Below are 26,419 nucleotides of genomic sequence, written 5' to 3' on the forward strand. Positions count from 1 at the left end.
GGCATAACCGTTTCTGGGGACACATAGTCCCCCCGTCGGGGTCTGCAGAGTGGCAGGGCAGCAGAGCAGCAGCGGCCTTGTCCTGAAGCGCCGGCATCCGACGGCCACCGAGGACAGGCCACTCAGTGGCAAGCGTGCAGCGGCGCACCGACAGCGACAGCGACAGCGACAGCGACAGCGACAGCGACAGCGACAGCGACAGCGACAGCGGAACGTAGCCAGCACCGGCGCAGCCCCGAAAGCACCGTCAGATTCAGTTCAGGGCTTGCGCAGCCAGGTCGCCGGGTCGGTCACATAGACACCCTTGCCCTGATGGCGGTCGATCACTTCAAGCGCCTCAAGGCGCACGAAAACCATCCTGATCGTCGATGCACTCACCTTGTGAAGTTCACACAGCTCAGCGATCGACGGCAGCTTGTCCCCCGGCTTGAGGCGACGGCTCCGCGTGTCCGACATGATCTCGTTGGCGATCTTGAAGTAATCAGTCAAAGCAGGCATAGCACTCCTCGCGTGGCAACGAGCAGGGCTCTCCCCCGGTCGGGGTGGGTGCAGTGGAAGGGAAACCGCCCGCCCCGGTCACCTTCCACTGGCCCGCGCGATCGGCCGGTCGCTGGCGTTCCTGCCGGAGGGGGTGCTCGGTGAGACGACCGTCTCCGAGGAGGGTGGGTCACAACCGCAGCATCAGGTCTTCTGCGACAGGCGGCTCGGTGGGCGTCGCCGCTGCGTCCGGCGAGTCGATCACCAGGGCGGCTGCACCTCGTGACACCGCCGGCCGGGCGACGGCCCGGTGGGCTGCCGGGCGGCGGGCACCTCGCGCCTACCGGGCGCGGACACACACCGGCGCCGCCACCCCCCGCACCATCGCCCAGGCCGGTCCTGGGTTGCCGGGGCGCTGGTCGGAGGGTGCGACGGCCCGGGGCCGGTCACCCCGGGTGGGGTGACCGGCCCCGGGCCGATCGATTCGTGGGTCAGGCCACCGTGACGGAGACCTCGTTGATGCCCCGGTTGGCGGTCACGGCGGTGTCGCCGTTGCCGTGCCGGGACAGCGCCCGCAGGGTCCAGTTGCCCGGCGCGGCGAAGAACCGGAACTGCCCGGTCGGCGAGGTGACGACCTCGGCGGTGAACTCACCGGTCGAGTCCAGCAGCCGGACGTACGCGCCGGGCACGACGTCGCCCGACTCGGCCAGCACCTGGCCGGTGATGACGGTTTCCTTCTCCAGGTCCAGGCTGGCCGGCAGGGGCGCGGACTGGTCCGGCGCGGCGCAACCGGCGGCGGTGGGGGCAGTCATGGCTCAGGCCTCCCCGGGCTCGTCGCCGAGCGCCACCGGCACGCCGACCAGCGAGCCGTACTCGGTCCAGGAACCGTCGTAGTTCTTCACGTTGGGGTGACCGAGCAGCTCCTGGAGGACGAACCAGCTGTGCGAGGAGCGCTCGCCGATCCGGCAGTAGGCGATGGTCTCCTTGCCGTCGTCCAGGCCGGCGTCGGCGTAGATCTTGCGCAGCTCGTCGTCGGACTTGAAGGTGCCGTCCTCGTTGGCCGCCTTGGACCACGGCACGCTGATCGCGGTCGGGATGTGCCCGGCCCGCTGCGCCTGCTCCTGCGGCAGGTGCGCGGGGGCCAGCAGCCGGCCGGCGAACTCGTCGGGGCTGCGCACGTCGACCAGGTTCTTGGTGCCGATCGCGGCGACGACCTCATCGCGGAACGCGCGGATCGAGGTGTCCGGCTCCTGCGCGACGTACTGGGTGGCCGGGCGGGTCACCGCGTCCTTGACCAGCGGACGGGCGTCCAGCTCCCACTTCTTGCGACCGCCGTCGAGCAGCTTGACGTCGCGGTGGCCGTAGAGCTTGAAGTACCAGTACGCGTACGCGGCGAACCAGTTGTTGTTGCCGCCGTAGAGGACCACGACGTCGTCGTTGCCGATGCCCCGCTCGGAGAGCAGCGCCTCGAACTGGGCCTTGTTGACGAAGTCCCGGCGGACCTGGTCCTGGAGGTCGGTCTTCCAGTCGAGCTTGATGGCACCGGCGATGTGGCCGGTGTCATAGGCGGAGGTGTCCTCGTCGACCTCGACGAAGACGACGCCCGGGGCGTCGAGGTTCTTCTCGGCCCATTCGGCCGAGACGAGTGCGGTGTCGCGACTCATCAGATCACTCCCTGGTGAGGATGGGTGGTGAGCCAGCGCGGGTGGTGGAGATCGGTGATGTCGCACCATGCGCGGGACCCATAGAGGAACGGATCACGGGTTCGTGCGACGGCGCCGCTGCCGGGCGTTTCGGAGGGTGGGCACCGCAGGATCAGTGGGACCCCGGGTGCAGTGGCCGCTGGGCGGCCGGAGACAGCCCCGCCGTCAGATGACGGAGCGACACAGGCAGGTGGCCACGCGGCACAGGTCGACCGCGCGCCGTTTGGTGAGGTGCGTCCCCATGGTTTCGGAGCCTACCAGCCGTCCCGGAGAGTGCCAGGGGCCGACCACCATACGGGACGCGACCCGGCCGGCAAGGGACCCCGGGGCCGGGCCGCGTTCAGAACTGAGCGGTGGGTCAGCTTGCCGAGTTGATCGGGACGTCCTTCGCGTCGGCGGTCACCGTCAGCCCCTCCGGGCGCGGCTCGACCTTGCGCACGTTGAGCTGGAACGGCAGCGCCGGCAGGGGCACGTCGACCGAGATACCCCGGGCGTAGTTGTTCAGCAGGGTCCGGGCCAGCGCCACGTTCGGCAGCCCCTGGGCATTCAGGTCGCTGAACTTCAACGCCACCTTGCCGCCGTCCGCCACGGTCACCTCGGCGGTGCCGGTGACGGTGAGCTTCTGGCCGAGGATGTCGACCGGCGCGGTGACGGCCAGCTTGCCGTTCTGCTCACCGAGCTTGAGCCCCGGCCGGTCCAGCAGCTTGGCCAGGCTGTCGTAGGTGACCGTGCCGGTGCCGGCCACCGTCTCGGCCACCACCTCACCCTGCCCCGAGCGGATGGTGTCCAGCGAGGCACGCACGTTGCGGGCGTCCACGTCGAGCCGGGGCAGGCTGACCGCGTTGCCCTCCACGGAGCCCTTGACGTCGGTCAGCACGATCGAGATCCGCTCGTACCGGCCGTCGACCACCTGGGTGAGGAACGGGAACCCGCCCACGTCCACCTGGGGCGGCGCGGAGCTGGCGTTCTGCTTGGCGACCTCCTGGGTGACCTGGTCGGCGATGGCCCGTTCGGCCAGGCCGGCCGCCACCCGGTCGGCCACCACCAGCAGCCCGCCCAGGATCAGGACCAGGACGACCAGTACGACGAGCCACCTGCGCCCGCGCCGCCGGGGCCGCTCCTCGTACGTCTGCGCCACGCCCGTCTCCGTCCGTCGTCGCCGTCGCCGTCGCGCGACGTGCCGTCGTGGCCGTCGCGGTCCCGCGACGTGCCGTCATCGATGCCGCCGCCCGCGGCGCACCGCTACTACCCGAGCGCCGTCGCGCCCAACCGCGCCGCGCGCCCACCGCCGTCGACCGGCGTCAGAGAAAGAGCACACACATGGCGTACGCCGCAGGAGCGGCCAACGCGAAGCCACCCAGCGGGCCCTGCATGTGCCGGGCGATCCACATGGTGGGTGGTTCGCCCGCCATCAGCCGGCCCGCCTCGGCGTAGCCGACGGCGAGGTCGGCCAGCACGGCGGTGGCTGCGGTGACCAGCCCGATCAGCGCGGCGCTGGTCGGGGTGAAGCCCACCAGGTAACTGCCGAGCAGGGCGCTGGTGAGGGTGCCGGCCATCGCGCCGACCACCACCCCGGCGGCACCCCGGGGCACCTGCGGCGCCAGCCGGGGCCAGGCCAGCACGGCGTCGGTGAGCCGCGCCACGGTGAGCGCGACGCCGGTGGCGACCAGGCAGACGGTGATCGCCTGGGTGCCGGCGGGAATCCGGCTGAGCGTGATCAGGGTGGCGAACGCCACCACGCCGACCACGATCAGCAGCGTGGTGCCGAGCGAGTCGGTCACCCGGACCCGGTCCACCCGGCGGACGAGTTGACCGAGCACGCCGAGCAGGAACCCGCCCAGCGCCACGAACCCGAGCGGGGCCAGCCCGGCGACGTCGGTCTGCACCGCGGCGACGTCGGCCGCCGCGGCGACCACGCCGCTGGTCAGCGCGACCAGCAGCAGCGCGGGTGGGCGCATGGCCATGGTCCAGGCCAGCACGAAGAGCAGTTGAACGCCGAACACGATGACCGCGAACGGCAGCCGGTGTCCGGGCCCGGCGGTCTGCGCACCGAGCACCAGGCCGACGCCGAGCAGCGCCGCGAAGCCGGCGACGGTCAGCGAGAGCGGCCGGTGCACCTCGACCGGCTCGATCGGCTCCTCGTCCGGCTCGACGTCGTCGTCCTCGCTCCGGCGCGGGGCACCGCCCTTACGGAACCGGCGCGGGCCACGCTCGCGGCGGCTCCCGGTGTCGTCGTCCGGGGCGGGGCGCGGCCCGGGTGCGGGTCCGCCGGCCGGGCCGGCGGGCCCGTCGGGGGCGCCGTCGGCCCACGGGTCACGGCCGGTGTCGGGCGAGGTGGAGGGAAACACGCCCCGATCGTGCCAGACCGACGGGGTCCGGCGGGGATCACGGGGCGTCCGGCGGGGGATCACGGTTTCGGCGACGTTAAAACCTGGGCGGTGATCACGGGCAGATCCGACAAACAGGAAAGGACGCCGGGGCGACGACGGGGCGATCGGTTACGCTCAAGCCGTTACCCGCCCGTCAGCGACGCCGGGACCCACGCAAGTTCTCAGCGCCCCGCCCACCGGCGGGTCAGCTGGTCGCGTGCGGCCATTGAGCCGCCGGGACGGAGGTGATCGTGTGGAGCTCCTGCTGCTGGTGACCGCGCGTGCAGGTGAGCCCTCGGCGGTGCTGCCGGCACTCGACCTGTTGCCGCATTCGGTGCGTACCGCGCCGCGCGACGTGCGCACCCTGGTTTCCGGGCCCAGCCCGGACGCGGTGCTGGTCGACGCCCGGTCGGAGTTGAGCGAGGCCCGTGCCACCTGTCGCATGTTGCACGCCACCGGCCTGGGTGTGCCGCTGGTCGCGGTGGTCACCGAGGCCGGCCTGATCGCCCTCAACGCCGACTGGGGCGTCGACGACGTGATCCTGGCCGGTGCGGGCCCGGCCGAGGTGGAGGCCCGGCTGCGGCTCGCGGTGGGCCGGCTGAGCAACGCCACCTCCGGGGCCGGCGGTTCGATCCGGGCCGGCGAGCTGAACATCGACCCGGACACCTACGCCGCCAAGCTCAAGGGCCGGCCGCTCGACCTCACCTACAAGGAGTTCGAGCTGCTGAAGTTCCTGGCGCAGCACCCGGGCCGGGTGTTCACCCGGGACCAGCTGCTCCGCGAGGTCTGGGGCTACGACTACTTCGGCGGCACCCGCACGGTGGACGTGCACGTCCGACGACTGCGGGCCAAGCTCGGCTCGGAGTACGAGTCGATGATCGGCACCGTGCGCCAGGTGGGTTACAAGTTCGTCGTCCCGCCGTCGTCCCGGTCCCTGCCGGAGTCCGAGCCCGCGCCGCTGCCGGTCTGATCCCGGTCCGCAGCACCACCGGCCGAGCGCACTGTTTCCGATACGCCCCTTTTGCACCTGTTGTCGGCTCTATTCTTATTGCCGTAATCAGCAGGAGTGAAAGGGGCGACGGTGCGTGCACTGACCACGGGGGCGACGAGAGGGCCGTCCCGTCATCCTGACCGGTGGGGGCACTGATGCGCCCCCGGTCCACCGGCGGGACCGTCGGCGTCGTCACCCTGGTGCTGGCCGCCCTGCTCGGGTCCACCTACGCCCTCGGGCGCAGCATGACCCCGGGCCCACCCCGGCAGCCGACCGGCGCGTCGACGCAGATCGCCGGCGCCCAGTACGGCGAGCAACCCGCCGACCCGGACGCTGCACCGACCGGCCCGGACGGCACCGGCCCCACCGGCGCCCCCACCGCCGACGGGACCGATCCGGACTCGGCCCAGCCGGCCAGCGGCGGCGACGGCCCGTTCGGCAGCCACGCCAGCACCGGCACCGGCGAGGTCGCGCTGACCTTCGACGACGGGCCGGACCCGACGTACACACCGCAGGTGCTGGACGTGCTCCGCGCGTACGGGGTCAAGGCGACGTTCTGCGTGGTCGGCGAGAACGCCCAGGACCATCCGGAGCTGCTCCAGGCGATCGTCGCCGACGGGCACACCCTGTGCAACCACTCGTGGCACCACGACGTGCTGCTCGGCAAGCGCTCCCCCGCCCTGATCCGGGCCGACCTGATCCGGACCAACGAAGCCATCCACGCCGCCGTGCCGGACGCCCGGATCAGCTACTTCCGGCAGCCCGGCGGGGCCTGGACGTACCCGGTGGTGTCGGTCGCCGAGGGGCTGGGGATGACCCCGCTGCACTGGACCGTCGACCCCAACGACTGGCAGGTCCCCGGTGCCGCGAAGATCACCACGGTGGTCACCCGGGACACCGGGCCGGGCGCGGTCGTGCTCATGCACGACGCCGGTGGTGACCGGCAGGGCACCGTGGACGCGCTGCGCCGGATCCTGCCCGACCTGCTCGCCCGGTTCCGCCTGGAGGCGCTGCCGCCCGGCGGGGCCAACTGAACCGATCGACGGGCGGGACGATCGGGCGGATCCCGCTACGGTGATCACATGAGCAGCGGCGAGTCGACGACCGACCGGTTGACCCAGAGCGACCGGCTCACCCCGGCCGAGGTGACCGAGGTGCTGGCCCTGGCCCGCCTCGCGGGCGACACCGACGGAGCCGACCCCTTCGACGAGCACACCCTGCTGCGGCTGCGCGACCCGCAGGCGGCAGCCCGGCACCTGACCATCCACGCCCTCGACGGCACCCTGACCGGGTACGCCCACCTGGACACCACCGACCCGACGTCCGGTGTCGGGGTGGAGCTGGTGGTGCGCCCGGGTTTCCGGCGGCGGGGCACCGGACGGGCGCTGGCCCGGGGCGTACTCGCGGCGACTCCCGGACCACTGCGGGCCTGGGCGCACGGCGACCACCCGGCCGCCGCGGCGCTCGCAGTCGACCTGGGCTTCGCGCGGGCCCGGGTCCTCTGGCAGTTGCGCCGCTCGTTGACCGACCCGGTGTCGGAACCCCACCTGCCCGCCGGGGCGACGCTGCGTTCCTTCCGCCCCGGCGAGGACGACGACACCTGGCTCGCGCTCAACGCCCGCGCCTTCGCCGGGCACCCGGAGCAGGGCCGGTGGACCACCGACGACCTGCGGGCCCGACTGGCCGAGCCGTGGTTCGACCCGGCCGGTTTCCTGCTCGCCGTCGACGCCGCCGGGCGGCTGCTCGGCTTCCACTGGACCAAGGTGCACGAGCGGCCCGGCTCGGCCCGCATCGGCGAGGTCTACGTGGTGGGGGTGGACCCGGACGCGCACGGTGGCGGCCTGGGCCGGGCACTCACCACCGCCGGGCTGGCCTACCTGCGGGACCGGCGCGGGCTGGACCGGGTGATGCTCTATGTCGACGAGTCGAACACGGCGGCCGTCTCGCTCTATGAGCGGCTCGGTTTCGCCCGCTGGTGCGGGCACGTCAACTACCACCGGGGCTGACGCTCTCCCGTCCGCTCCGCCCCGGCCGGGGCACGACAGGTGCGGTCTCCGTGCGGTAACGGCGGGGCCACGCCCGGATAACGGCTGCCCGGATATATCGCATCAATGCGGATACCGGGACGGCAGTTCACCTAACGGACAACCCTCCCTCAGGCAGCGGTCACCTTCCCGGCCGGGGCTGTTCATGCCCCGTTCACTTCCGACCGGCGAACCGTCTACCTGGCACTTCTAGCTTTCGTGTCAGCCGGTCAGCGCGCCGGCACTCGGGCCCCAATCCGGGCGACCTGACCAAAGACGTGAAGGGAAACCCCTCAGGTGAAGCTCCAGCGGCACGGCGCCATTGCCTGCCTCGCTCTTACCGCGGTCCTCGGCCTCAGCGCCTGCGGCTCGGACAACAACGAGCCGGCCAGCGCCTCCGCCTCCGGCTCGGCCAGCGCGGCCGACTGTGGCAAGGGCACCCTGAACGCGCAGGGCTCCTCCGCGCAGAAGAACGCCATGGCCGAGTGGATCAAGGCCTACCAGCAGAAGTGCGCCGGCACCACGATCAACTACGAGGCCAGCGGCTCCGGCGCGGGCATCCAGGCGTTCATCGCCGGCACCGCCGACTTCGCCGGCTCCGACTCCGCCCTCAAGCCGGAGGAGCAGCCGCAGGCCGACGCCAAGTGCACCGGCGGCGCGGCACTCAACCTGCCGATGGTGATCGGCCCGGTCGCGGTCGTCTACAACGTCGGCGGCCTGGACAACCTCCAGCTCAAGCCGGCCACCCTGGCGCAGATCTTCGCCGGCAAGGTCACCAAGTGGGACGACCCGGCGATCAAGGCCGACAACCCGAACGCCACGCTCCCCTCCACCGCGATCCAGACGGTGCACCGCTCCGACGAGTCGGGCACCACCGACAACTTCACCAAGTTCCTGTCGAAGACCGCCGCGACGGACTGGACCTTCGGCAACAACAAGGCGTGGAAGGCCCCGGGCGGGCTCGGCGCCCCCAAGTCCGACGGTGTCGCCGCCAAGGTCAAGAGCACCGAGGGCACGATCAGCTACGTCGAGTGGTCGTACGCCGAGAACTCCGGCCTCAAGAAGGCCAAGGTGCAGAACGGTGCCGGCGAGTACGCCGAGCTGACCGCCGAGTCGGCCGGCAAGACCATCGCCGGGGCCAAGATCGAGGGCCAGGGCGACGACCTCAAGATGTCGATCGACTACGCCACCAAGGAGGCCGGGGCGTACCCGATCGTCCTGGTGACCTACGAGATCGTCTGCAGCAAGGGCCTCGCCGCCGACAAGCTGCCGCTGGTCAAGGGCCTGCTGGGCCACGCCGCCAGCACCGAGGGCCAGGCCGAGCTGGTGGAGCTGGGCTACGCCCCGCTGCCCGACTCGGTCCGCACCAAGGTCGAGACCGCAGTCAAGAACCTCGGCTGACCCTCCCGAGCGACAACACCTCCTCAAGTCGAAGCGAGCGAGCAGATGGGTGAAACCCCTCACCGCTCGGCACACGCCGGCACCGGTGGGCATGCCGTGACCCAGGGTCACGAGCGGTCCGCCGGTGCCTCGGCGCGTGTGGCCGAGGCACCAGTCAGCACCCGTACCCCCCACGACGACGACCACGGCCTGGGCGGGGGCGGCGGGCTGCCCCGGGCCCGCGCGTTCGGCGCGGAACGGGCGTTCCGTGGCGTGACCCTGGCCGCCGGTGTCACCGTGCTGGTCGTCATCGCGGCCATCGCGGTCTTCCTGGTCGCCAAGGCCGTGCCGGCGCTGCGGGCCAACAGTGCGAACTTCTGGACCTTCGAGGGCTGGTTCCCCAACGACGATCCACCCACGTTCGGCATCGGCGCGCTCGCCTTCGGCACCCTGCTCACCGCGCTGCTGGCCCTGCTGGTCGCGGTGCCGGTGGCGCTGGGCATCGCCCTCTACCTGTCGCACTACGCGCCGCGGCGGCTCGGCACCGCCCTGGGCTTCGTGATCGACCTGCTGGCCGCCGTGCCGAGCGTGGTGTTCGGCCTGTGGGGGCGGGACTACCTGGTCGGGCCGGTCGCCGACCTGTCGGCCTGGCTGAACCGGTACTTCGGCTGGATCCCGATCTTCGGCGACGGCCCGTACGGCAACTCGATCCTGCTCGGGTCCCTCGTCCTGGCGATCATGGTGCTGCCGATCATCACCTCACTCTCCCGCGAGGTGTTCCTCCAGACCCCGACCGCCAACGAGGAGGCCGCCATCGCGCTGGGGGCCACCCGCTGGGAGATGCTGCGCACGGCGGTCCTGCCGTACGGCCGGCCCGGCATCATCGCCGCCGTCATGCTCGGCCTCGGCCGGGCGCTCGGCGAGACCATCGCGCTCGCGCTCACCCTTGGCTCGACGTACGCCATCTCGTTCAACATCCTCGCCAACGGCGGCAACAGCATCGCCGCGAACATCGCCAACCGGTTCGCGGAGGCCAACGAGACCGGCCGGGGTGCGCTCATCGCGTCCGGCCTGGTGCTCTTCGCCATCACGCTGGTCGTCAACATCACCGCGCGGGCGATCATCTACCGCCGCCGCGAGTTCACGGAGTCGGCCGCATGACCACCACGCTCACCCCCCGCCGTTCCCGCCCACCGGCCCAGCCGGACAGCCTGCGGGCGAAACGCCTGCCCGGATACGCCGCCCCCGCCCTGGCGGTGCTGGCCCTGCTGGTCTCCGCCGGCCTCGTCTACGGCGTCGACCTCGGCGGCCCCGTCCTGGTCGTGGTGCTCGGCGCGCTGCTCTACCTGGCCGGCCTGTTCGCCGCCGCCAACGCGGTGGAGGGCCGCCGGTCGGCCCGCAACCGGTTCTGGAGCGCCCTGATCCACTCCGCCCTGGTGCTGGCCGTGCTGCCGCTGGCCTCGGTGGTGTGGACGCTGTTCAGCAAGGGCACCGCCCGGCTCGACGGCGACTTCTTCGGCAGCTCGATGAACAACATCGGGGCCCGCGACGCCAACGGCGGCGCGTACCACGCCATCGTCGGCACCCTGGAGCAGGTCGGCATCGCCACCGCGATCACCGTCCCGCTCGGCGTGCTCTGCGCGATCTACATCGTCGAGTACGGGCGGGGCCGGTTCGCCTTCACCATCCGGTTCTTCGTCGACGTGATGACCGGCATCCCGTCCATCGTCACCGGCCTGTTCGTACTGGCCTTCTGGGTGCTGATCGTGTCCCCGTGGTTCAACGACGGCCAGCCCGGTTTCTCCGGCTTCGCCGCCGCGCTCGCGTTGAGCGTGCTGATGCTGCCGACGGTGGTCCGCTCCACCGAGGAGATGCTGCGGCTGGTCCCCGCGCCGCTGCGCGAGGGGGCGTACGCCCTCGGCGTACCCAAGTGGAAGACCATCCTGCGGGTGGTGCTGCCCACCGCGCTGCCCGGCATCGTCACCGGCATCATGCTCTCCATCGCGCGGGCCGCCGGGGAGACCGCCCCGGTGCTGCTCGTCGCCGGTGGTGGTGCGGCGATCAACTTCAACCCGTTCGAGAACAACCAGTCGTCGCTGGCCCTGTTCGTCTACCAGCAGGCCGGCGAGGCGTCGAAGTACTCACCGGCACGGGCCTGGACGGCGGCGTTGACCCTGGTCGTCCTCGTGCTCGTGCTCACCGTCGCCGCGAAGCTGCTGGCCCGCCGCAACCGGCTCGGCCGATGAACCCCGGAGGTACCACCATGGCCAAGCGCATCGACGCCACCGACGTGACCGCCTACTACGGCGGTTTCAAGGCGATCGAGAACATCAACCTGACGGTCGAGCCGAAGACGGTCACCGCCCTGATCGGCCCGTCCGGCTGCGGCAAGTCGACCTTCCTGCGGTCGATCAACCGGATGCACGAGGTGCTGCCGGGCGCCCGGGTCGAGGGCAGCCTGACCATCGACGGTCAGGACGTCTACGACCGCGACGTCGACGTGACCGCCGTCCGCCGCATGATCGGCATGGTGTTCCAGCGACCGAACCCGTTCCCCACCATGAGCATCTTCGAGAACGTGGTGGCCGGGCTGCGGCTCAACGGGGTGCGCAAGAAGTCCATCCTGGACGAGTCCGCCGAGAAGGCGCTGCGCGCGGCGAACCTGTGGGACGAGGTCAAGGACCGCCTCGGCAAGCCCGGCGCGGGCCTGTCCGGTGGTCAGCAGCAGCGGCTGTGCATCGCCCGGACCATCGCGGTCGAGCCGCAGGTGGTGCTGATGGACGAGCCCTGCTCGGCGCTGGACCCGATCTCGACGCTGGCCATCGAGGACCTGATGTTCCAGCTCAAGGACAAGTTCACCATCATCATCGTCACCCACAACATGCAGCAGGCGGCCCGGGTCTCCGACCGCACCGCCTTCTTCTCGATCGAGAAGACCGGCGACCCCGGCCGGCTCATCGAGTACGACAACACCCAGAAGATCTTCAGCAACCCCAGCCAGAAGAAGACCGAGGACTACATCACCGGCCGCTTCGGCTGACCCCGGCCGCTCCGCTGCGCCCGGGGGTCGGGGTGGGGCGTGCGGGGGTGGGAGTCCCTGCGGGGGCGACCGCCGCAGTGGGGCGGGGGTCTCGGAACACTCCTTCGGGCCCTGTCGAGCTGATGACGTCGACGATTCACCCGCCCGGCGACGTCACCGGTACCACCCCTGACGAGGGTCCCGCCCCGGTGCCATGGCGAAATGCCCGCACCGGCGGTGCTGGTGAGCCGCCAGCGTCATCAGCTCGAAAGGGCCCGAGGTGGACCTACACGGGGTGGAGGCGCAGCGGCACCAGCTGCGGCGGGGCACAGCGGCACCGACCCGCACCGACCGGAGCAGACTGGCCCACACCGACCAGCTGCGGTGGAGGTCGGCAGCCGCTGGACCGCCCGCCCGACGCGGAACGTGGCCGGGTCAGGCGAGGGTGAAGTGCGGGGTACCGTCCTCGGGGATGTGGAGGCGGGGGGTCACCGGGGTGGCCGCGTCCCGGGCCGCCGAGGCACGCGCCACCGCAGCAATGCAACGGGCACCATCACCGACGGCAGCACCGGTGCCGGCACCGGCACCGGCAGCGCCGTCGGCAGCAGCGGCGGCCACCTCGGCCAGGGTGACCAGGGTCGGCGGGAGCATGGTCAGCTCACCGGCCCGTGCGCGGGCCAGGGCGTCCGCCGGGCGGACCCACATGGTGTGGTCGGCCTCGCCGGAGACGTCCCGGGTCCGCTGCCCCTCGGGCAGCAGAGCAACGAAGAAGTACGTGTCGAAGCGACGCGGCTCGAACTCCGGAGTGATCCACCGGCTCCAGGGCAGCAGCAGGTCGGACCGGAGGGTGAGCTGCCGCTCGGCGAGCAGCCCGGCGAAGCCCCGTCGACGTGCCTCCAGATCCTGCCGCGCGGTCTCCCAGTCGTCCCCGCTGACGTCGCCCACCACCGAACCGCCGACGTCGCCGGTCACCGGGCCGCCGCCGGGTCCGGCCAGCAGCACGCCGGCTTCCTCGAAGACCTCCCGTGCGGCGGCGCACACCACCGCCTGCGCGGCGTCGGGAGTGACGCCCAGCCGTCCCGCCCAGGCCGCCGGATCGGGGCCGGCCCAGTCCAGGTGCGCCTCGGAGTCCGACGGGTCGACGCCACCGCCGGGGAAGGCGTACACCCCGCCGAAGGCCATCGCGGCGACCCGGCGGATGACGTACACCTCGAAGTCGGTGCCGGCCGGGCGGAGCAGCAGCACGGTGGCCGCGACCCGGGGCGTCACCGGGGTGGCCCCCTCGGCGTGGAACCGACGGGCGTGCTCGACCAGGGCCGGCGGGGCGGGAAAACCGGGACTGTCGATCGTCATGGGCCGAGCCTAGCCCCGACACACCGACCACCCCGGGGCCGACGACCCCCGGTGGTACGCCGCCGCCGGGCGGGCCAGCGACCGGGCCGGACAGTGGCGGCGGGCCGGCCTGGGCGGCGGGTTAGCGTGAACCCATGACACGTTGGGGGATTCTGTCCACCGGCCACATCGCCGGCCGGTTCGCCGAGGACCTACGGCTGGTGCCCGGGGCCGAGCTGGTCGCGGTCGGCTCACGGACGACGGAGAGCGCCGAGCGGTTCGCCACCCGGTACGGCGCCGGCCGGGCGTACGGCTCCTGGGCGGAGCTGGCCGCCGACGACGAGCTGGACGCGATCTACGTGGCCACCCCGCACGCCGCCCACCACGAGGCCGCCCGGGTCTGCCTGGAGGCCGGGCGGGCGGTGCTGCTGGAGAAACCGTTCACCCTCGACCTGGCCACCAGCACCGAGCTGGTCGACCTGGCGCGGGCCCGGGGGGTCTTCCTGATGGAGGCCATGTGGATGCGGACCAACCCGCTGATCCTGCGCCTGGTCGAGCTGGTCCGGGCCGGGGCGATCGGCGAGGTGACCGGTGTGCGGGCCGACTTCGGGGTGGCCGGGCCGTTCCCGCCGGAGCACCGGATGCGCAATCCGGTGCTGGGCGGCGGCGCCCTGCTGGACCTGGGCGTCTATCCGGTGAGCCTGGCCCACCTGCTGCTCGGTGCGCCGCAGCACGTGCATGCCTGGGCGAAGCTCAGCCCGGAGGGGGTGGACGAGAACACCGGCATCGTCTTCGGGTACGACTCGGGTGCGGTCGCCACGCTCGGCTGCGGCATGGTGGGGGCGACCCCGCTGACCGCCGCGATCACCGGCACCACCGGCCGGATCGAACTGCCCGAGCCGTTCTTCCGCCCCGGGTCGGCGGTGCTGCACCGGGCCGGGGCCGAGCCGGAGACGCTCACCGACGACCCGGCCGGCGGCGGCTACCAGTACGAGGCCGCCGAGGTGCAGCGTTGCCTGGCCGCCGGGCTGACCGAGAGCCCGCTCGTGCCGCACGCGGTCACCCTGGAGGTGATGGCCCTGCTGGACGACATCCGGGCCCGGATCGGCGTCGACTACGCCTGAGCACGGCGTCGCCGAGGGGCACCCCGGGACCGGGGCGCCCCTCGGCGACGGCGGTCAGAACAGCGGGCGGACCACCAGGTAGGTGAGGCAGGCGATCAGCGCGGCGGCCGGGAAGGTGATGATCCAGGCGAGCACGATGTTGCCGGCCACGTTCCAGCGCACGGCGGAGAGCCGCTTGGTGGCGCCCACCCCCATGATCGCGGAGGTGATCGTGTGGGTGGTGGAGATCGGGGCCTTGAGCACCAGGGCGTTGAAGTAGAGCACCGCGCTGGCCACCGTCTCGGCGGCGAAGCCCTCCGGCGGGCCCAGGTCGATGATCTTGCGACCGAGGGTCCGGATGATCCGCCACCCACCGGCGTACGTGCCGAGCGCCAGCATCGTCGCCGAGGTCCAGAAGACCCAGCCCGGGATGTGCGTCTTGTCGTCCTGGAAACCGCCCGTGTAGAGGGCCAGCACCACGATGCCCATGGTCTTCGCGGCGTCCTGCATGCCGTGGCCGACCGACATGGCCGCCGCCGAGGCGGTCTGCGCCCAGCGGAAGCCCCGGTTGAGCTTGCCCGGCTGCCCCTTGCGGAACGCCCACAGGATGGCCAGCATCAGCAGGTAACCGAGGGTGAGGCCGACGATCGGCGACAGGACCATCGGCAGGATGACCTTCTCGCCGATGGTGACCCACTGCACCACACCGCCGGTGGAGAGCAGGGTCGCCCCGACCAACCCGCCGAACAGCGCGTGCGAGGACGACGAGGGCAGGCCGAAGTACCAGGTGATCAGGTTCCAGGCGATGGCACCGAGCACCCCGGCGAAGACCACTCCGAGGCTGCCCACCCCGGTGGGCAGGGTGACCAGGCCGTCGCCGACGGTCTTGGCCACGCCGGCACCGAAGTGCGCGCCGACGAAGTTGCCGACCGCGGCCAGGCCCAGGGCGAGCCGGGGGGTCAGCGCCCGGGTGGAGACGCTTGTCGCGATCGCGTTGGCGGCGTCGTGGAAGCCGTTGGTGTAGTCGAACGCCAGGGCCACCGCGATCACCGCCAGCACGGCGATGAGTTCGGGACTCACAGGATCAGGACTCCTTGACCGCGATGGTCTCGACGGTGTTCGCCACGTGCTCGAAGGCGTCGCAGGCGGCCTCCAACTCGTCGGCGACCTCCTTCATCTTCAGCACGGTCAGCGCGTCGTACTCGCCGGAGAAGAGCCGGACCAGCAGCATCCGGTACGCCTGGTCGCCGTCGTTCTCCAGCCGGTTGCACTCGATCCAGTAGTCCTCGAGATCCTTCATCGACTTGAGCCGGGGCATCGCCTCGGCGGTCAGCTTCGCCTGGAGGTCGAGCACGTTGACCAGCTCGTGCAGCTCGCGCGGCAGCGACGGGAGCTTGGTGAGGCCGTAGAGGTAGAGCAGGTTGCCGACCGCCTCCAGGTGGTCCATCACGTCGTCGAGCAGCGAGCCCAGCCGGTAGATGTCCTCCCGGTCGAACGGGGTGATGAAGGTGGAGTTGATCTTCTTGTAGAGATCGTGGGTGATCTGGTCGCTGTCGTGCTCGACCTCGGTCAGCCGCTCGCTGACCGACTGCACGTCGACGCCGGGCAGGGCCAGCTCGTTGAGCAGCTCGGTGCCCTTCACCAGATTCTGCGCGGCCCTGGTGAAGAGCTCGTAGAAAGCGCCCTCGGTGGGACGGAAGGAAAACTTCACAGCACGGACCTCGTCGTGTCGGTGGAAGGGTGGCCGCCGCCCCAGGGGGCGCCCGCTGAAGCATGCTAGGTACCCCACCGGAGTGGGCCTCCGTCGGCCCACCCCTGGTCAGACCCGATTCACCGCTCGTTCATCTGCTGTTCACCTCGGCCGCCACCGCCGCCACTCGCCAACCGCTGGCGCTCCCGCTCCACGTCGAAAGCCGCAGCGGGATACCCCAGATCAAGACCCTCGAACGTCTCCCGCAGCAGATGCGCCACCGCCCAGTCCCGGTACCACTTACGGTCCGCCGGCACCAGGAACCACGGCGCGGCATCCGTGTCGCACCGCCCCAACGCCTCCGCGTACGCGGCCTGGTAGTCGCCCCAGCGGGCCCGGGAGTCGAGATCGCTCGGCTGGTACTTCCAGAACTTCGTCGGGTCGGTCAACCGATCCGCCAACCGCCGCGCCTGCTCCTGCGGGGAGATGTGCAGCATCACCTTCACCAGGGTCACCCCGCCGTCGGTCAGCTCCCGCTCGAAGGCGTTGATCCGGTCGTACCGGGCCCGCCAGGTCTCCTCCGGCACCAGGGCGTCGACCCGGGCCACCAGCACGTCCTCGTAGTGCGACCGGTTGAAGACGCCGACGTACCCGGGTGGGGGCAGCGCCCGGCGGATCCGCCACAGGAAGTCGTGCCGCAGCTCCTGCCGGGTCGGCGGGCCGAAGGACCGGATGTGCAGGCCGAGCGGGTTCATCGCGCCGGCCACCCGCTTCACGGTGCCGTCCTTGCCCCCGCAGTCCATCGCCTGGAGCACCAGCAGCAGCCGCCTCGGCCGCCCCGGCCGCAGCTTCGACCCGCCACCGGTCGGAGCCGAGGTGGGCGCGTCCGGCTCACCGGCCGCCTTGGCGGTGGCGAAGAGCATCTCCTGCTGCCGGGCCAACCCGGCACCGATCAGCTCGACCTGCCGGCGGGCCCAGGGCTTACGGTCCTTCCCCCCGCCCGCCGCCGCCGGCAGACCCGGGGTGGACCGGGGGTCGACCGCCCCCAGGTCGACCGGTCCGTCGCCGGAGGGCACCCGCAACAACTCCCGCACCGTCCCACCCTCGGGTGCGACGATCTCCGTCTGCTCGTCTGCGCGCATCCCCCGATCCTCGCCCACCACCGCACCCACCGCCTCCCGGGCGCGGTGTCACATCCGCCGCCGCCGGCCCGTCCGGTGGGTGGGGGAGAATCCGCTCGACCCCGGGGAGGTTGTGGTGACGGTGGACCTGGTGACGGAGTTCGAGGCCGAACGCGGGCGGCTCACCGCGGTGGCGTACCGGATGCTCGGCAGCCGCAGCGAGGCGGAGGACGCCGTCCAGGAAACCTGGCTGCGGTACTCGGGGGCGCTCGCCGACCCGGCCGACCGGGCCGAGATCAGGCACCTGGGCGGCTGGCTCACCACCACCTGCGCCCGGATCTGCCTCGACGTGCTCCGCTCGGCCCGGGTCCGCCGCGAGACGTACCCGGGGCAGTGGTTGCCGGAGCCGGTGGTCACCCCGCTGGGCGGTGGCGTGCCGGGACCGGACGGTTTCGCCCCCGACCCGGCCGACCGGGCCGTCCGGCGCGACCAGGTCGGCACCGCCCTGCTGGTCGTCCTGGAACGGCTCAGCCCCGAGCAGCGGGTCGCCTTCGTCCTGCACGACGTGTTCGCGGTGCCGTTCGCCCGGATCGCCGAGGTGCTGGCGAGCACCCCCGAGGCGGCCCGCCAGCACGCCTCCCGGGCCCGTAGGGCGGTCACCGCCGACGACGTGCCCCGGCACACCGCCGACCCCGCCGAGCAACGCCGGGTGCTCGCCGCCTTCGCCGCCGCGACCGAATCCGGCGACCTCGACGCGCTCGTCCGGGTCCTCGCCCCGGACGTGGTGCTGATCGGCGACAGCGGCGGGCACTTCCCGACGGCCCGGCGACCGATCGTCGGCGTCGACCCGGTGGCCCGCTTCCTGCTCGGCCTCTTCGCCCGGGCCGGCCGGTACGGCCAACGCCTGCGCGCCGCGCCGGTGCTGGTCGACGGGGTGCTCGGCCTGCACCTGGAGACGGTCCAGCCCGACGGCCGGCTGCTGCGGATGGTCACCGGGTTCGCCGTGCACGACGGCCGGGTCACCGGCCTGTTCCACCAGCTCAACCCGGACAAGCTCCCCCGGCTGCCCAAGCTGGCCCCCGACGCCACCTGGCCACCGCGCTGGTGACCCGCCCCCGTCGACCGACCGGCCCCGGGCGGACCAGCCCGCCCCGGATCAGACCACCAGGGCCAGCCACTTCCGGTACGCCGAGGCGAACGGCTCGGTGCCGTCACCGAGAGCGGTGAGCAGCCGGGCCGCCGCCGCCTGGGCCTGCGCCACCACCTCGTCCGGATAGCCGAACCGGACCCGGTGCTCGGCGAACTCGTCCTCGTCGCGCAACTCCACCAGCCCGGTGCCCCGGCGGCGCACCACGTCCAGGTCGAGGTCGATCAGGTGCACGGTGTCGTCGCCCTCCCAGCGGGCCGGGGTGGCGATGTCGCAGTAGACCTCGCTGGTCCGTGGCGGCGGGTTGAACATCCCCGTCCACCAGGCCCGGTGCGGCACCAGCAGGACGAAGGGGATCCGCTCCACCGAGGGGCGGCCGTGGTAGACCGACTCGGTGCCCTCGGTCACCCCCAGCCACACCCCGAGGTCGTCCTCGGCCAGCCGGCGGGCCGGGTAGTCACGGTGGGCGCTGCCGTCGTACTTGCGGTAGATCACACGGATCGTGTCGCTCGGCATGAGTCGCACCCTAGCCGATTCCACCCACTCGTCGCCGTAGGGAATTGACCGGTACGGGGTGGCGACAATCCGGACGGTGACCGCGCCACGCGGGGGGGGCAGCGGCGCGTCCACTGTCGGCGGCGGCGGGTACCGTCGCACGGTGACTCCGCCCCGTACCGCCGCCGGCCCCAGCACCCCGTCGGCCCGCTCCGGCCGACGGCGCGGTGGCCGACCGAGCGGCACCGAACTGCTCGCGGCGGCGGTCGGCGCGGTCCCCGGCGGCGCGACCCGGCCGGGCCAGCAGCAGATGACCGAGGCGATCGAGCGCAGCGTCGCCGCCCGCGAGCACCTGCTGGTGCAGGCGGGCACCGGCACCGGAAAGTCGCTTGCCTACCTGGCCCCGGCGTTGACCGTGGACGGGCCGGTGGTGGTCTCCACCGCCACCCTGGCGTTGCAGTCCCAGCTGGTCGAGCACGACCTGCCCCGGCTCGCCGACGCGGTCGAGCCGCTGCTCGGTCGCCGTCCCACCTTCGCCGTGCTCAAGGGCCGGCACCACTACCTCTGCCTGGCCCGGTTGGACAACTCCACCGAGGACGAGCCGGAGGACACCCTCTTCGACGCCCCCGCCGCCCGTCCCGCCGGCGGGACGAAGTGGCTCGGCGAGGCCGGCCGGATGGGCAAGCAGATCCAACGGCTGCGCGACTGGGCCGAGAAGACCGACACCGGCGACCGGGACGAGCTGGACCCGGGGGTCGACGACCAGGCGTGGCGGCTGGTCTCGATGCCCGCCCGCGAGTGCGTGGGGGCGTCCCGCTGCCCGTTCGGCCAGGAGTGCTTCGCCGAGGCGTCCCGGGCCCGCGCCCGGGAGGCCGACGTGGTGGTCACCAACCACAGCCTGCTCGCGGTGGACATGCTGGCCGGCCGGCACATCGTCCCGCCGCACAAGCTGCTGATCGTCGACGAGGCGCACGAGCTGGCCGACCGGGTCTCCTCGGCCGCGCAGGCCGAGCTGGTGCCGGAGCTGATCGACCGGTCCGCCCGGCGGGCCCGCCCGCTGCTGCGACCGGACGTCGCCGACCGGCTCACCGAGGCCGGTGACGCGCTCGCCGTCGGGCTGGCCGAGGCACCCGCCGGTCGGCTCACCGGTGGGCTGCCCGGCCCGTTGCGCGAGGCGTGCACGTTGCTCGACGCGGCCACCCGGGCCGCGCTCGACGCGATCGGCGACGTCAAGGCCGACGACCCGGACCCGGTCCGTAAGCAGCAGGCCAAGGCGGTGCTCGACGAGCTGTCGACCACCGCGCAGCGGCTGCTGGAGGAGGGTGACCACGACGTGGCCTGGGTGGAGAAGCCGGACAACGGCAGCCGCCGGGCGCTGGTGGTCGCGCCGCTGTCGGTCGCCGGCACCCTCGCCACCCACCTGTACGACGAGCGCACCGTGGTCGCCACCTCGGCGACCCTGGCGCTGGGCGGCCGGTTCGACACGGTGGCCCGGGCGTTGGGCCTGGACGCGCCGCCGCCCGCCCCACCGTCCCCGGCCGCCGCCGCGTTGGCCACCGCCGCCGCCGGCCGGTCGACCGGCGTCGTCCCGGGGGGCACCGCGTCCGCCGCACTCCAGGCCGGTGGGGTCGCCACCACACCGGGCAGCCGGGCCGCCACCGGCGTCGTACCGGCCACGTCGGGGCCGGGCTGGTCGTCCCTCGACGTCGGCTCACCGTTCGACTACGCCCGGCAGGGCATCCTGTACGTCGCCGCGCACCTGCCCCGGCCCAGCGTCTCCGGGCTGCCCGAGGCGGCCGGCGAGGAGTTGCTGCGGCTGGTCGGCGCGCTCGGTGGTCGTACCCTCGGATTGTTCTCCTCCCGGCGGGCCGCGCAGCAGGCCGCGGAGCTGGTCCGGGCGCGCACCGACCTGCCGGTGCTGCTCCAGGGCGAGGAGGCGTTGCCGCTGCTGGTGCGCCGGTTCCGCGAGGATCGGTCGAGCTGCCTGTTCGGGGTGATGTCGCTCTGGCAGGGGGTGGACGTGCCGGGCGACGCGTGCCAGCTCGTGGTGATCGACCGGCTACCCTTCCCGCGCCCCGACGAGCCGCTGGCGGCGGCGCGGGCGGCGGCGGTGGACGCGGGCGGCGGTTCCGGCTTCTCGGCGGTCAGCGTGCCGATCGCCGCGGTCCGGCTGGCCCAGGGCGTGGGTCGGCTGATCCGGGCCACCGGCGACCGGGGGGTGGTGGCGGTGCTCGACTCGCGGCTGGAGACGGCGCGCGGCTACGGCCCGTTCCTGCGCCGCTCCCTCCCACCGTTCTGGTACACCACCCGGCCCGAGGTCGCCCAGGGCGCCTTGGAGCGCCTCGCCAAGCTCTGACCACGCGACAGCCGCCCGCCCCCACAGGGGAACGGGCGGCTGCCGGGGTGTCGTCGGTCTGTGGTCAGGGAGCCTGGGCGGCGACCACCACGGCGTCGGGCGGGGTGTCCGGCACGCTGCGGGCGGCGAGCCGGCGGACGGCGGTGTTGAGCACCGCGATCAGCGGCACCGCGACCAGCGCGCCGGTGATGCCGGCGAGCACCACCCCGGCGGCGATCCCGATGATCACCGCGAGCGGGTGGATGGCCACCGCCCGACCCATGATCAACGGCTGGAGCAGGTGCCCCTCGACCTGCTGCACACCGATCACCACACCCAGGATGATCAGGGCGGTCACCGGGCCGCTGTCGACCAGCGCCACCAGCACCGCCACCACCCCGGAGAGGAACGCGCCGACGATCGGAATGAACGCCCCGAGGAACACCAGGGCGGCCAGCGGGAACGCGAACGGGACGTCGAAGACCACCAGGAAGATGCCGATGCCCACCGCGTCGATGAACGCCACCAGCACGGTGGCCCGCACGTACGCGCCGAGCGTCGCCCAGGAGGCCCGACCGGCGTCGTCGACCTTCCACCGGGCGGCGACCGGCAGCAGGCGGACCAGGAACCGCCAGATGCGGCTGCCGTCACGCAGGAAGAAGAAGGTGGCGAAGAGCACCAGGACGGCACCGGTGAGCAGCTCGGCCAGGGTGGTGGCGGTCGCGAGCGCCCCGCTGGTGAACTTCTCGGTGTTGCCGTTGATCCAGGTCTGCGCCTCTTCGATGTAGCGGTTGAGCTGGCTGTCGGACAGGTGCAGCGGGCCGGTCTTGAGCCAGTCCTGGATCTGCCGCACCCCCTGCGACGACTTCTCGCTCAGCTCCGGCACACCCTGGATGAACTCGTTGACCACCAGGGTCAGCGTGCCGAAGACCGCGACCAGCCCGCCGACCATCACCACGGCGGTGGCCAGTGAGCGGGGGAACCGGGCCCGCAGCAGCCAGCCCACCGCCGGGGCGAGCAGCGCGGAGAGCAGCAGCGCCACCGCCAGCGGGATGACCACGATGCTGATCGTCCCGACGATCCTCAGCAGCGCCCAGGTGACCACGCCGATCACGATCAACCGCCACGACCAGGCGGCGGCGATCCGCAGCGCGTGCGGCACGTCCGCGTCGTCGCGGCTGGAGGTGGAGTTGTGCATGGCCGCCGGAGGCTCGACCCCGACCACCGTCGCCGACGGGGCGGCCGGCGGGCCGGGCGACGCGGGGGTGGCCACTGCGGCGCCCTCGGGTACGTCGACCGGGTCGGCACGCCCCGCGCGGACCGACTCCCGTCCGGACTCGTACGCGCGGCGGAGCCGGCCGCGTACCCGCTCGAAGCGGCTCAAGCGCACCTCCTGAAGAACGACGCCGGATCACCGACGGCGACGGCCCGGACAGGGTACGCCCGGATGCCCGCCACCGTAGGGCAGTTCCGCCACCCAATGCCCCGCGCGGCACCGGCTCAACCTGCCCGAACCGCACCATCTCCAGCCACCCGCGCCCGCCTCGACCCCACCGCCCGCACCCCGTCGGCTCCACCACCAGGTGGACGCCGCCGCAGCGCACGGTAGCGTCTTGGCGTGACCGTCGACCCGAACCTCGACACCGGCCTGCCGATCCGCCTGCTGCACGACCGGGTGCTGGTGAAGGTGGACGGCAGCGAGGGCGAACGCCGTTCCACCGCAGGCATCGTCATCCCGGCCACCGCCGCCGTCGGAAAGAGACTGTCCTGGGCCACCGCCGTGGGGGTCGGCCCGCACGTGCGGGCCGTGGTGGCCGGCGACCGGGTGCTCTTCGACCCCGACGACCGCTCCGAGGTCGAACTGCACGGCCGGGGGTACGTCCTGCTGCGTGAGCGGGACGTGCACGCGGTCGCCGCCGAGCGGGTGGAGAGCGAGTCCACCGGCAGCACCGGCCTCTACCTGTAGGACGGCCCACCGGCTCGACCGGCCTCCCCGGTTCGTCGCGGCCCCCCGACCCGGCCTGCTTCCCGGTTCGTCGCGCTCTCCCCGACCCGGCCTGCTTCCCGGTTCGTCGCGCTCTCCCCGACCCGGCCTGCTTCCCGGTTCGTCGCGGTCTCCCCGACCCGGCCTGCTTCCCGGTTTGTCCGGCTTCCTGGCGGGAAGCCAGGCACATCCAGGTGCCCTGGGGAGGGACGATGCCGGTTCTCGTGAAGAAGGTGCTGCTCTGGGGCAGCGTCGCCTTCCTGATCTACTTCATGGCGTTCCGCCCGGACGGGGCGGCGCAGTTGTTCAAGGGGATCGGGGCGGCCCTGATGGCGATGGCCCAGGGCCTCGGCGACTTCCTCACCACCCTGATGACCTGACCGGTCCCGGCCGGGCACGACCCGATCGCCGGCGCGGGACGCGGGGTCAGATGTTCAGCAGGCCGCCGTTGCGCAGGGCGTCGTCCTTGATCGCGATGAGGTTCGCCGAGACGTACGGGATGTTGTGCGCCTGGTGCCATTCGCTGGGGAAGTACGTGACCAACCGCGACGCCTGGAATCGGCACCGGATCTCCGGCACGAAACGGGAGTAGTTGGCGTCCGTGAAATACCAGAACGAGTTCTCGTTGTAGAACGCCACGTGTGTCGGGTCCTGGTAGGCACCCCGGCCGTCGGTGCTGGGGGTCAGCGACAACAGCATCCCGTTCGGGGCGAGCAACCGGTACAGCTCGTTGAAGAGCGCGATCTTGTCCGGGATGTGCTCCAGGAAGTCCACGGCCCGAATGACCCCGACGCTCCCGTCCGGCAGGTCGACCCCCTTCGTCACGTCGCCAACCAGGTCGACGCCCGGCCCGTCGCGACAGTCCAGGCCGAGATAGCCCTCCGGCTTGTTGTGGGCCGCACCCAGGTCGAGTGCCAGAAGTCCTTGTCGCCGCGACCAGGCCAACGCGTTGTGTTGGACGTTCCGGTCGTAGATCTCGACCGTACGCTGCTGGATACGGGCATTGAACTCCGGCATGCGCTGCGTGTTCTTGGCGTGCATGCGCTGCAGGTAGAGACACTTCTGGATGTGGTGGAACTCGCTCACCTGGTAGATCCGAGCCATCAGGTCGGCGTCGTCCGCGACGTCGAGCGACTCGTCGTATCCGCCGACCTTCTCGTAGATGTCCCGACGGAAGGCCCGCACGTGGTTCGGCGCGTACCAGATGTAGCTCACGTTGTGCGGCGTCGGCGGCAACGCTCGGCAGACCAGCACCTCGCGGCCATCCACCTTCTCGTCGTAGTGCCGCCAGCCGAACGAACTCGCGAAGCGGTCCTCACAGCGACCACCGTCCTCCTGGATCTGGGCGGTGTCGCTGTAGACGAACCCCACCTCCGGGTGGGAGTCGAAGGCCTCGACGATCTCCTGCAGGCAGTCGCTGCTGAGCAGATCGTCGTCGTCGAGTTCGACCAGGATGTCCCCGACGGCCTCGGCGCAGGCGAACCCCTTCACGGCACCCACACCATTGAGGTCGTCCTGGACGATGAGCCGGATGCGATCGTCGTGAGTCTCGGGCCGCCACCGGGACCCCTGGTTGAGAACGACAACCCACTCCCAGTCGGTGAAGGTCTGCGCCACCAGCGAACGGAAGCACTCGTCGATGAACCGGGTACGGTTGCTCCCGGTGAAGACCGTGACGCGCGGTGTGTGCATCGGGTCAGTCACCTGCCCGCCGGCGTGGAGGCCCGAGCCGTCGGGGCCGGCCGGTACTTGGCCGGAACGGCAGAGGTGAGCCGCTTGTCCAGCCGGATGGCCGCCTTGAAGGCATCCCGCGCCGCCGCGTCGTCACCGGACTTGGACAGCAGCACGCCCAGTCGGAGATAGGCGGTCGACGCCTTGTCGTCGATGGACACGACCTTGCGGTAGATCTCCATCGACGTCGTCGGCGCACTGCCCTCCAGGACGATGGCCTTGTTGTAGAGGGCCGGCTTGTATTCGCCGTCGGCCGACAACGCCTTGTCGTAGTTGCTGATCGCCTCGTCGGCCTGGTTGCGCGACTGGGCGATGAAGCCCAGGTTGAACCAGGCGAACTTGTTGTCGGCCTCGGCGGCCAGCACCTTCTCGAAGCTGGTCTTCGCCGCGTCGTAGTCACCGGCCTGGCCCTGCTCGACACCGAGTTTCAACAGATCAGCCGCAGTGGTTCCGGTGGGGGAACCGCCGTTCGCACTGTCGCTGCTGCCGGAACTGCTGACCTGCGGCTTGTCGTCGGGTTTCGCACTGCATGCCGGGACTCCGGCGAGCAGGACCGCACCACAGGCGAGTGAACCCAGGATCTGACGTGTGCTCATTTCTCCTCCTTGACGGAACCGGGGCGGTCCGACTTGCGGTTCGGCCGGCTGGTACGGCTGCTGTCCGCCGTTGCCCGATCCGACCTGTCGGCGGTAGGGGCAAACGCCAGCGGGGTGCTGGGCGAGATGCAGGACACCCAGATGTCGGCACCCCCGCCGGTGAAGGTGAACTGGTAGCCACTGATCGAGAGTGGCTGGATCAGCACCGGATTCACGCCTGCACCCGACAGTTGGTATCCGGTGCCGACAGCGATGTCTCCGGGCACACACCCGAAGTCAACGGGCGTGTCCGCGATCACGGTCAGCGGGCCCTGGATGTAGGCCGCCTGAATTCCGTTACCCGCCGTTCCCTGCGCGCCCTGCGCGCCCTGGACGCCCGCGTCGCCCTGCGGTCCCTGAGCACCCTGCGGGCCCACGTCGCCCTGGGCACCCTGAACGCCCTGGGGGCCCTGGATACCCTGTGGACCGATATCGCCCTGCGGTCCCTGAGCACCCTGCGCGCCGGCGTCGCCCTGGAAACCCTGCGCACCCTGCGCGCCTGCCGCACCCGCGACACCCTGCGGCCCCTGGGCACCCGTCTCGCCCGCGACACCCTGCGGACCCTGCACACCCTGCGGCCCCTGCACGCCCGCATCGCCCTGCGGCCCCTGAGCACCCTGCGCCCCTGCATCACCCTGCGGCCCCTGAGCACCGGTCGCACCCTGAGCACCTGCGTCGCCCTGAGCACCCTGGAAACCCTGTGCGCCCTGCGCACCAGCCGCGCCCTGAGGCCCCTGAGCACCGGTGTCACCCTGAGCACCCTGCGCCCCTGCATCACCCTGCGGGCCCTGAGCACCGGTCGCACCCTGAGCACCTGCGTCGCCCTGAGCACCCTGGAAACCCTGTGCGCCCTGCGCACCAGCCGCGCCCTGAGGCCCCTGAG

The 26,419-nt window shown here is 72.0% G+C and carries 28 protein-coding genes; 13 read left to right on the plus strand and 15 right to left on the minus strand.

The genetic code is table 11. The annotated features are described in order from the left end of the window. Nucleotides 1-258: 258 nt before the first annotated feature. The 6 genes from AB0C22_RS28970 to AB0C22_RS28995 form a co-directional block, all read right to left on the minus strand. Nucleotides 259-498 carry a winged helix-turn-helix domain-containing protein gene (locus AB0C22_RS28970; protein ID WP_357538096.1) on the minus strand — a complete coding sequence of 80 codons (240 nt, stop codon included), beginning with the start codon at nt 496-498 and terminating at the stop codon, nt 259-261. Between the two features lie 470 nt (nt 499-968). Next, a complete protein-coding gene (locus AB0C22_RS28975; RefSeq protein WP_208567878.1) occupies nt 969-1,289 on the minus strand; it encodes a DUF1416 domain-containing protein in 321 nt (106 codons plus the stop codon). A gap of 3 nt (nt 1,290-1,292) precedes the next feature. Further along, nucleotides 1,293-2,141: a sulfurtransferase gene (locus AB0C22_RS28980; protein ID WP_208567877.1), complete on the minus strand. Its 849-nt coding sequence runs from the start codon at nt 2,139-2,141 to the stop codon at nt 1,293-1,295. Nucleotides 2,142-2,345: 204 nt separating this feature from the next. Continuing rightward, nucleotides 2,346-2,474, minus strand: a complete 129-nt coding sequence (locus AB0C22_RS28985) for an Ms5788A family Cys-rich leader peptide (protein WP_357538098.1) — start codon at nt 2,472-2,474, stop codon at nt 2,346-2,348. Nucleotides 2,475-2,538: 64 nt separating this feature from the next. Continuing rightward, a complete protein-coding gene (locus tag AB0C22_RS28990) occupies nt 2,539-3,318 on the minus strand; it encodes a DUF2993 domain-containing protein (RefSeq protein ID WP_219464911.1) in 780 nt (259 codons plus the stop codon). Nucleotides 3,319-3,481: 163 nt separating this feature from the next. Then, on the minus strand, nt 3,482-4,528 hold the full coding sequence (locus tag AB0C22_RS28995; protein WP_208567875.1) for a hypothetical protein: 1,047 nt from the start codon (nt 4,526-4,528) through the stop codon (nt 3,482-3,484). Nucleotides 4,529-4,802: 274 nt separating this feature from the next. On the opposite strand from AB0C22_RS28995, the gene AB0C22_RS29000 reads away from it, so the two are divergent. From AB0C22_RS29000 to pstB, 7 genes are all read left to right on the plus strand, one after another. After that, nucleotides 4,803-5,519 (plus strand): response regulator transcription factor, encoded by a 717-nt coding sequence (locus AB0C22_RS29000; RefSeq protein ID WP_088643167.1) that lies wholly within the window; start codon nt 4,803-4,805, stop codon nt 5,517-5,519. A gap of 176 nt (nt 5,520-5,695) precedes the next feature. Then, nucleotides 5,696-6,574 (plus strand): polysaccharide deacetylase family protein, encoded by an 879-nt coding sequence (locus tag AB0C22_RS29005; protein ID WP_357538101.1) that lies wholly within the window; start codon nt 5,696-5,698, stop codon nt 6,572-6,574. 48 nt (nt 6,575-6,622) lie between these two features. Further along, a complete protein-coding gene (mshD, locus tag AB0C22_RS29010) occupies nt 6,623-7,546 on the plus strand; it encodes a mycothiol synthase (protein ID WP_219464914.1) in 924 nt (307 codons plus the stop codon). 315 nt (nt 7,547-7,861) lie between these two features. Beyond that, nucleotides 7,862-8,965 carry a phosphate ABC transporter substrate-binding protein PstS gene (gene pstS / locus AB0C22_RS29015; RefSeq protein ID WP_219464916.1) on the plus strand — a complete coding sequence of 368 codons (1,104 nt, stop codon included), beginning with the start codon at nt 7,862-7,864 and terminating at the stop codon, nt 8,963-8,965. A gap of 45 nt (nt 8,966-9,010) precedes the next feature. After that, entirely contained in the window at nt 9,011-10,105 is a 1,095-nt protein-coding gene (gene pstC, locus AB0C22_RS29020; protein ID WP_219464917.1) for a phosphate ABC transporter permease subunit PstC, read from the plus strand. Then, nucleotides 10,102-11,190: a phosphate ABC transporter permease PstA gene (pstA, locus tag AB0C22_RS29025; RefSeq protein ID WP_208567871.1), complete on the plus strand. Its 1,089-nt coding sequence runs from the start codon at nt 10,102-10,104 to the stop codon at nt 11,188-11,190. The genes pstC and pstA overlap by 4 nt, the downstream gene beginning before the upstream one ends. A 17-nt stretch (nt 11,191-11,207) precedes the next feature. Further along, the gene (gene pstB / locus AB0C22_RS29030) at nt 11,208-11,984 is read left to right on the plus strand and encodes a phosphate ABC transporter ATP-binding protein PstB (RefSeq protein ID WP_357538104.1); all 777 of its coding nucleotides are present in this window, start codon (nt 11,208-11,210) and stop codon (nt 11,982-11,984) included. Between the two features lie 414 nt (nt 11,985-12,398). On the opposite strand, the gene AB0C22_RS29035 is transcribed toward pstB, so the two are convergent. After that, a complete protein-coding gene (locus tag AB0C22_RS29035; protein WP_357538106.1) occupies nt 12,399-13,316 on the minus strand; it encodes an NUDIX hydrolase in 918 nt (305 codons plus the stop codon). A 134-nt stretch (nt 13,317-13,450) separates the two neighbouring features. Between AB0C22_RS29035 and AB0C22_RS29040 the strand changes: the two genes are divergently transcribed. Beyond that, entirely contained in the window at nt 13,451-14,419 is a 969-nt protein-coding gene (locus AB0C22_RS29040; protein WP_219464919.1) for a Gfo/Idh/MocA family oxidoreductase, read from the plus strand. Nucleotides 14,420-14,473: 54 nt separating this feature from the next. Here the strand turns inward: AB0C22_RS29040 and AB0C22_RS29045 are convergent, their stop codons facing one another. The 3 genes from AB0C22_RS29045 to AB0C22_RS29055 form a co-directional block, all read right to left on the minus strand. Further along, complete coding sequence (locus tag AB0C22_RS29045; RefSeq protein ID WP_208567867.1) at nt 14,474-15,478, minus strand: inorganic phosphate transporter; 1,005 nt, start codon at nt 15,476-15,478, stop codon at nt 14,474-14,476. Between the two features lie 4 nt (nt 15,479-15,482). Then, entirely contained in the window at nt 15,483-16,109 is a 627-nt protein-coding gene (locus tag AB0C22_RS29050) for a DUF47 family protein (RefSeq protein WP_067311399.1), read from the minus strand. Nucleotides 16,110-16,228: 119 nt separating this feature from the next. Continuing rightward, on the minus strand, nt 16,229-17,230 hold the full coding sequence (locus tag AB0C22_RS29055) for a PPK2 family polyphosphate kinase (RefSeq protein WP_357538108.1): 1,002 nt from the start codon (nt 17,228-17,230) through the stop codon (nt 16,229-16,231). Nucleotides 17,231-17,360: 130 nt separating this feature from the next. Here AB0C22_RS29055 and sigJ point away from each other — a divergent pair, with 130 nt between their 5' ends. Continuing rightward, nucleotides 17,361-18,317 (plus strand): RNA polymerase sigma factor SigJ, encoded by a 957-nt coding sequence (gene sigJ, locus AB0C22_RS29060; RefSeq protein ID WP_357538110.1) that lies wholly within the window; start codon nt 17,361-17,363, stop codon nt 18,315-18,317. A gap of 48 nt (nt 18,318-18,365) precedes the next feature. Here sigJ and AB0C22_RS29065 read toward each other — a convergent pair whose 3' ends face one another. Next, nucleotides 18,366-18,872: a DUF402 domain-containing protein gene (locus AB0C22_RS29065; protein WP_219464922.1), complete on the minus strand. Its 507-nt coding sequence runs from the start codon at nt 18,870-18,872 to the stop codon at nt 18,366-18,368. A 142-nt stretch (nt 18,873-19,014) separates the two neighbouring features. Here AB0C22_RS29065 and AB0C22_RS29070 point away from each other — a divergent pair, with 142 nt between their 5' ends. Then, entirely contained in the window at nt 19,015-21,207 is a 2,193-nt protein-coding gene (locus AB0C22_RS29070; RefSeq protein ID WP_219464923.1) for an ATP-dependent DNA helicase, read from the plus strand. Between the two features lie 64 nt (nt 21,208-21,271). Here the strand turns inward: AB0C22_RS29070 and AB0C22_RS29075 are convergent, their stop codons facing one another. After that, nucleotides 21,272-22,576, minus strand: a complete 1,305-nt coding sequence (locus tag AB0C22_RS29075; protein WP_308290923.1) for an AI-2E family transporter — start codon at nt 22,574-22,576, stop codon at nt 21,272-21,274. Nucleotides 22,577-22,804: 228 nt separating this feature from the next. Here AB0C22_RS29075 and AB0C22_RS29080 point away from each other — a divergent pair, with 228 nt between their 5' ends. Continuing rightward, the gene (locus AB0C22_RS29080; RefSeq protein WP_208567861.1) at nt 22,805-23,152 is read left to right on the plus strand and encodes a co-chaperone GroES; all 348 of its coding nucleotides are present in this window, start codon (nt 22,805-22,807) and stop codon (nt 23,150-23,152) included. Nucleotides 23,153-23,382: 230 nt separating this feature from the next. Continuing rightward, nucleotides 23,383-23,550, plus strand: a complete 168-nt coding sequence (locus AB0C22_RS29085; RefSeq protein WP_208567860.1) for a hypothetical protein — start codon at nt 23,383-23,385, stop codon at nt 23,548-23,550. A 46-nt stretch (nt 23,551-23,596) separates the two neighbouring features. On the opposite strand, the gene AB0C22_RS29090 is transcribed toward AB0C22_RS29085, so the two are convergent. From AB0C22_RS29090 to AB0C22_RS29100, 3 genes are read right to left on the minus strand one after another with little or no spacing between them, the layout of a single operon-like run. Then, entirely contained in the window at nt 23,597-24,862 is a 1,266-nt protein-coding gene (locus tag AB0C22_RS29090) for a glycosyltransferase (protein WP_208567859.1), read from the minus strand. A gap of 8 nt (nt 24,863-24,870) precedes the next feature. Next, nucleotides 24,871-25,497 (minus strand): tetratricopeptide repeat protein, encoded by a 627-nt coding sequence (locus AB0C22_RS29095; protein ID WP_219464927.1) that lies wholly within the window; start codon nt 25,495-25,497, stop codon nt 24,871-24,873. Beyond that, complete coding sequence (locus AB0C22_RS29100; RefSeq protein ID WP_219464929.1) at nt 25,494-25,712, minus strand: hypothetical protein; 219 nt, start codon at nt 25,710-25,712, stop codon at nt 25,494-25,496. Before AB0C22_RS29100 ends, AB0C22_RS29095 begins: the two co-directional genes overlap by 4 nt. 15 nt (nt 25,713-25,727) lie before the next feature. Here AB0C22_RS29100 and AB0C22_RS29105 point away from each other — a divergent pair. Next, a partial coding sequence (locus tag AB0C22_RS29105) for a hypothetical protein (RefSeq protein WP_357538114.1) occupies nt 25,728-26,419 on the plus strand: 692 nt, incomplete at its 3' end.

Origin of the sequence: Micromonospora sp. NPDC048894 (assembly GCF_040649765.1) — a bacterium.
Classification (GTDB): Bacteria; Actinomycetota; Actinomycetes; order Mycobacteriales; family Micromonosporaceae; genus Micromonospora; species Micromonospora antibiotica.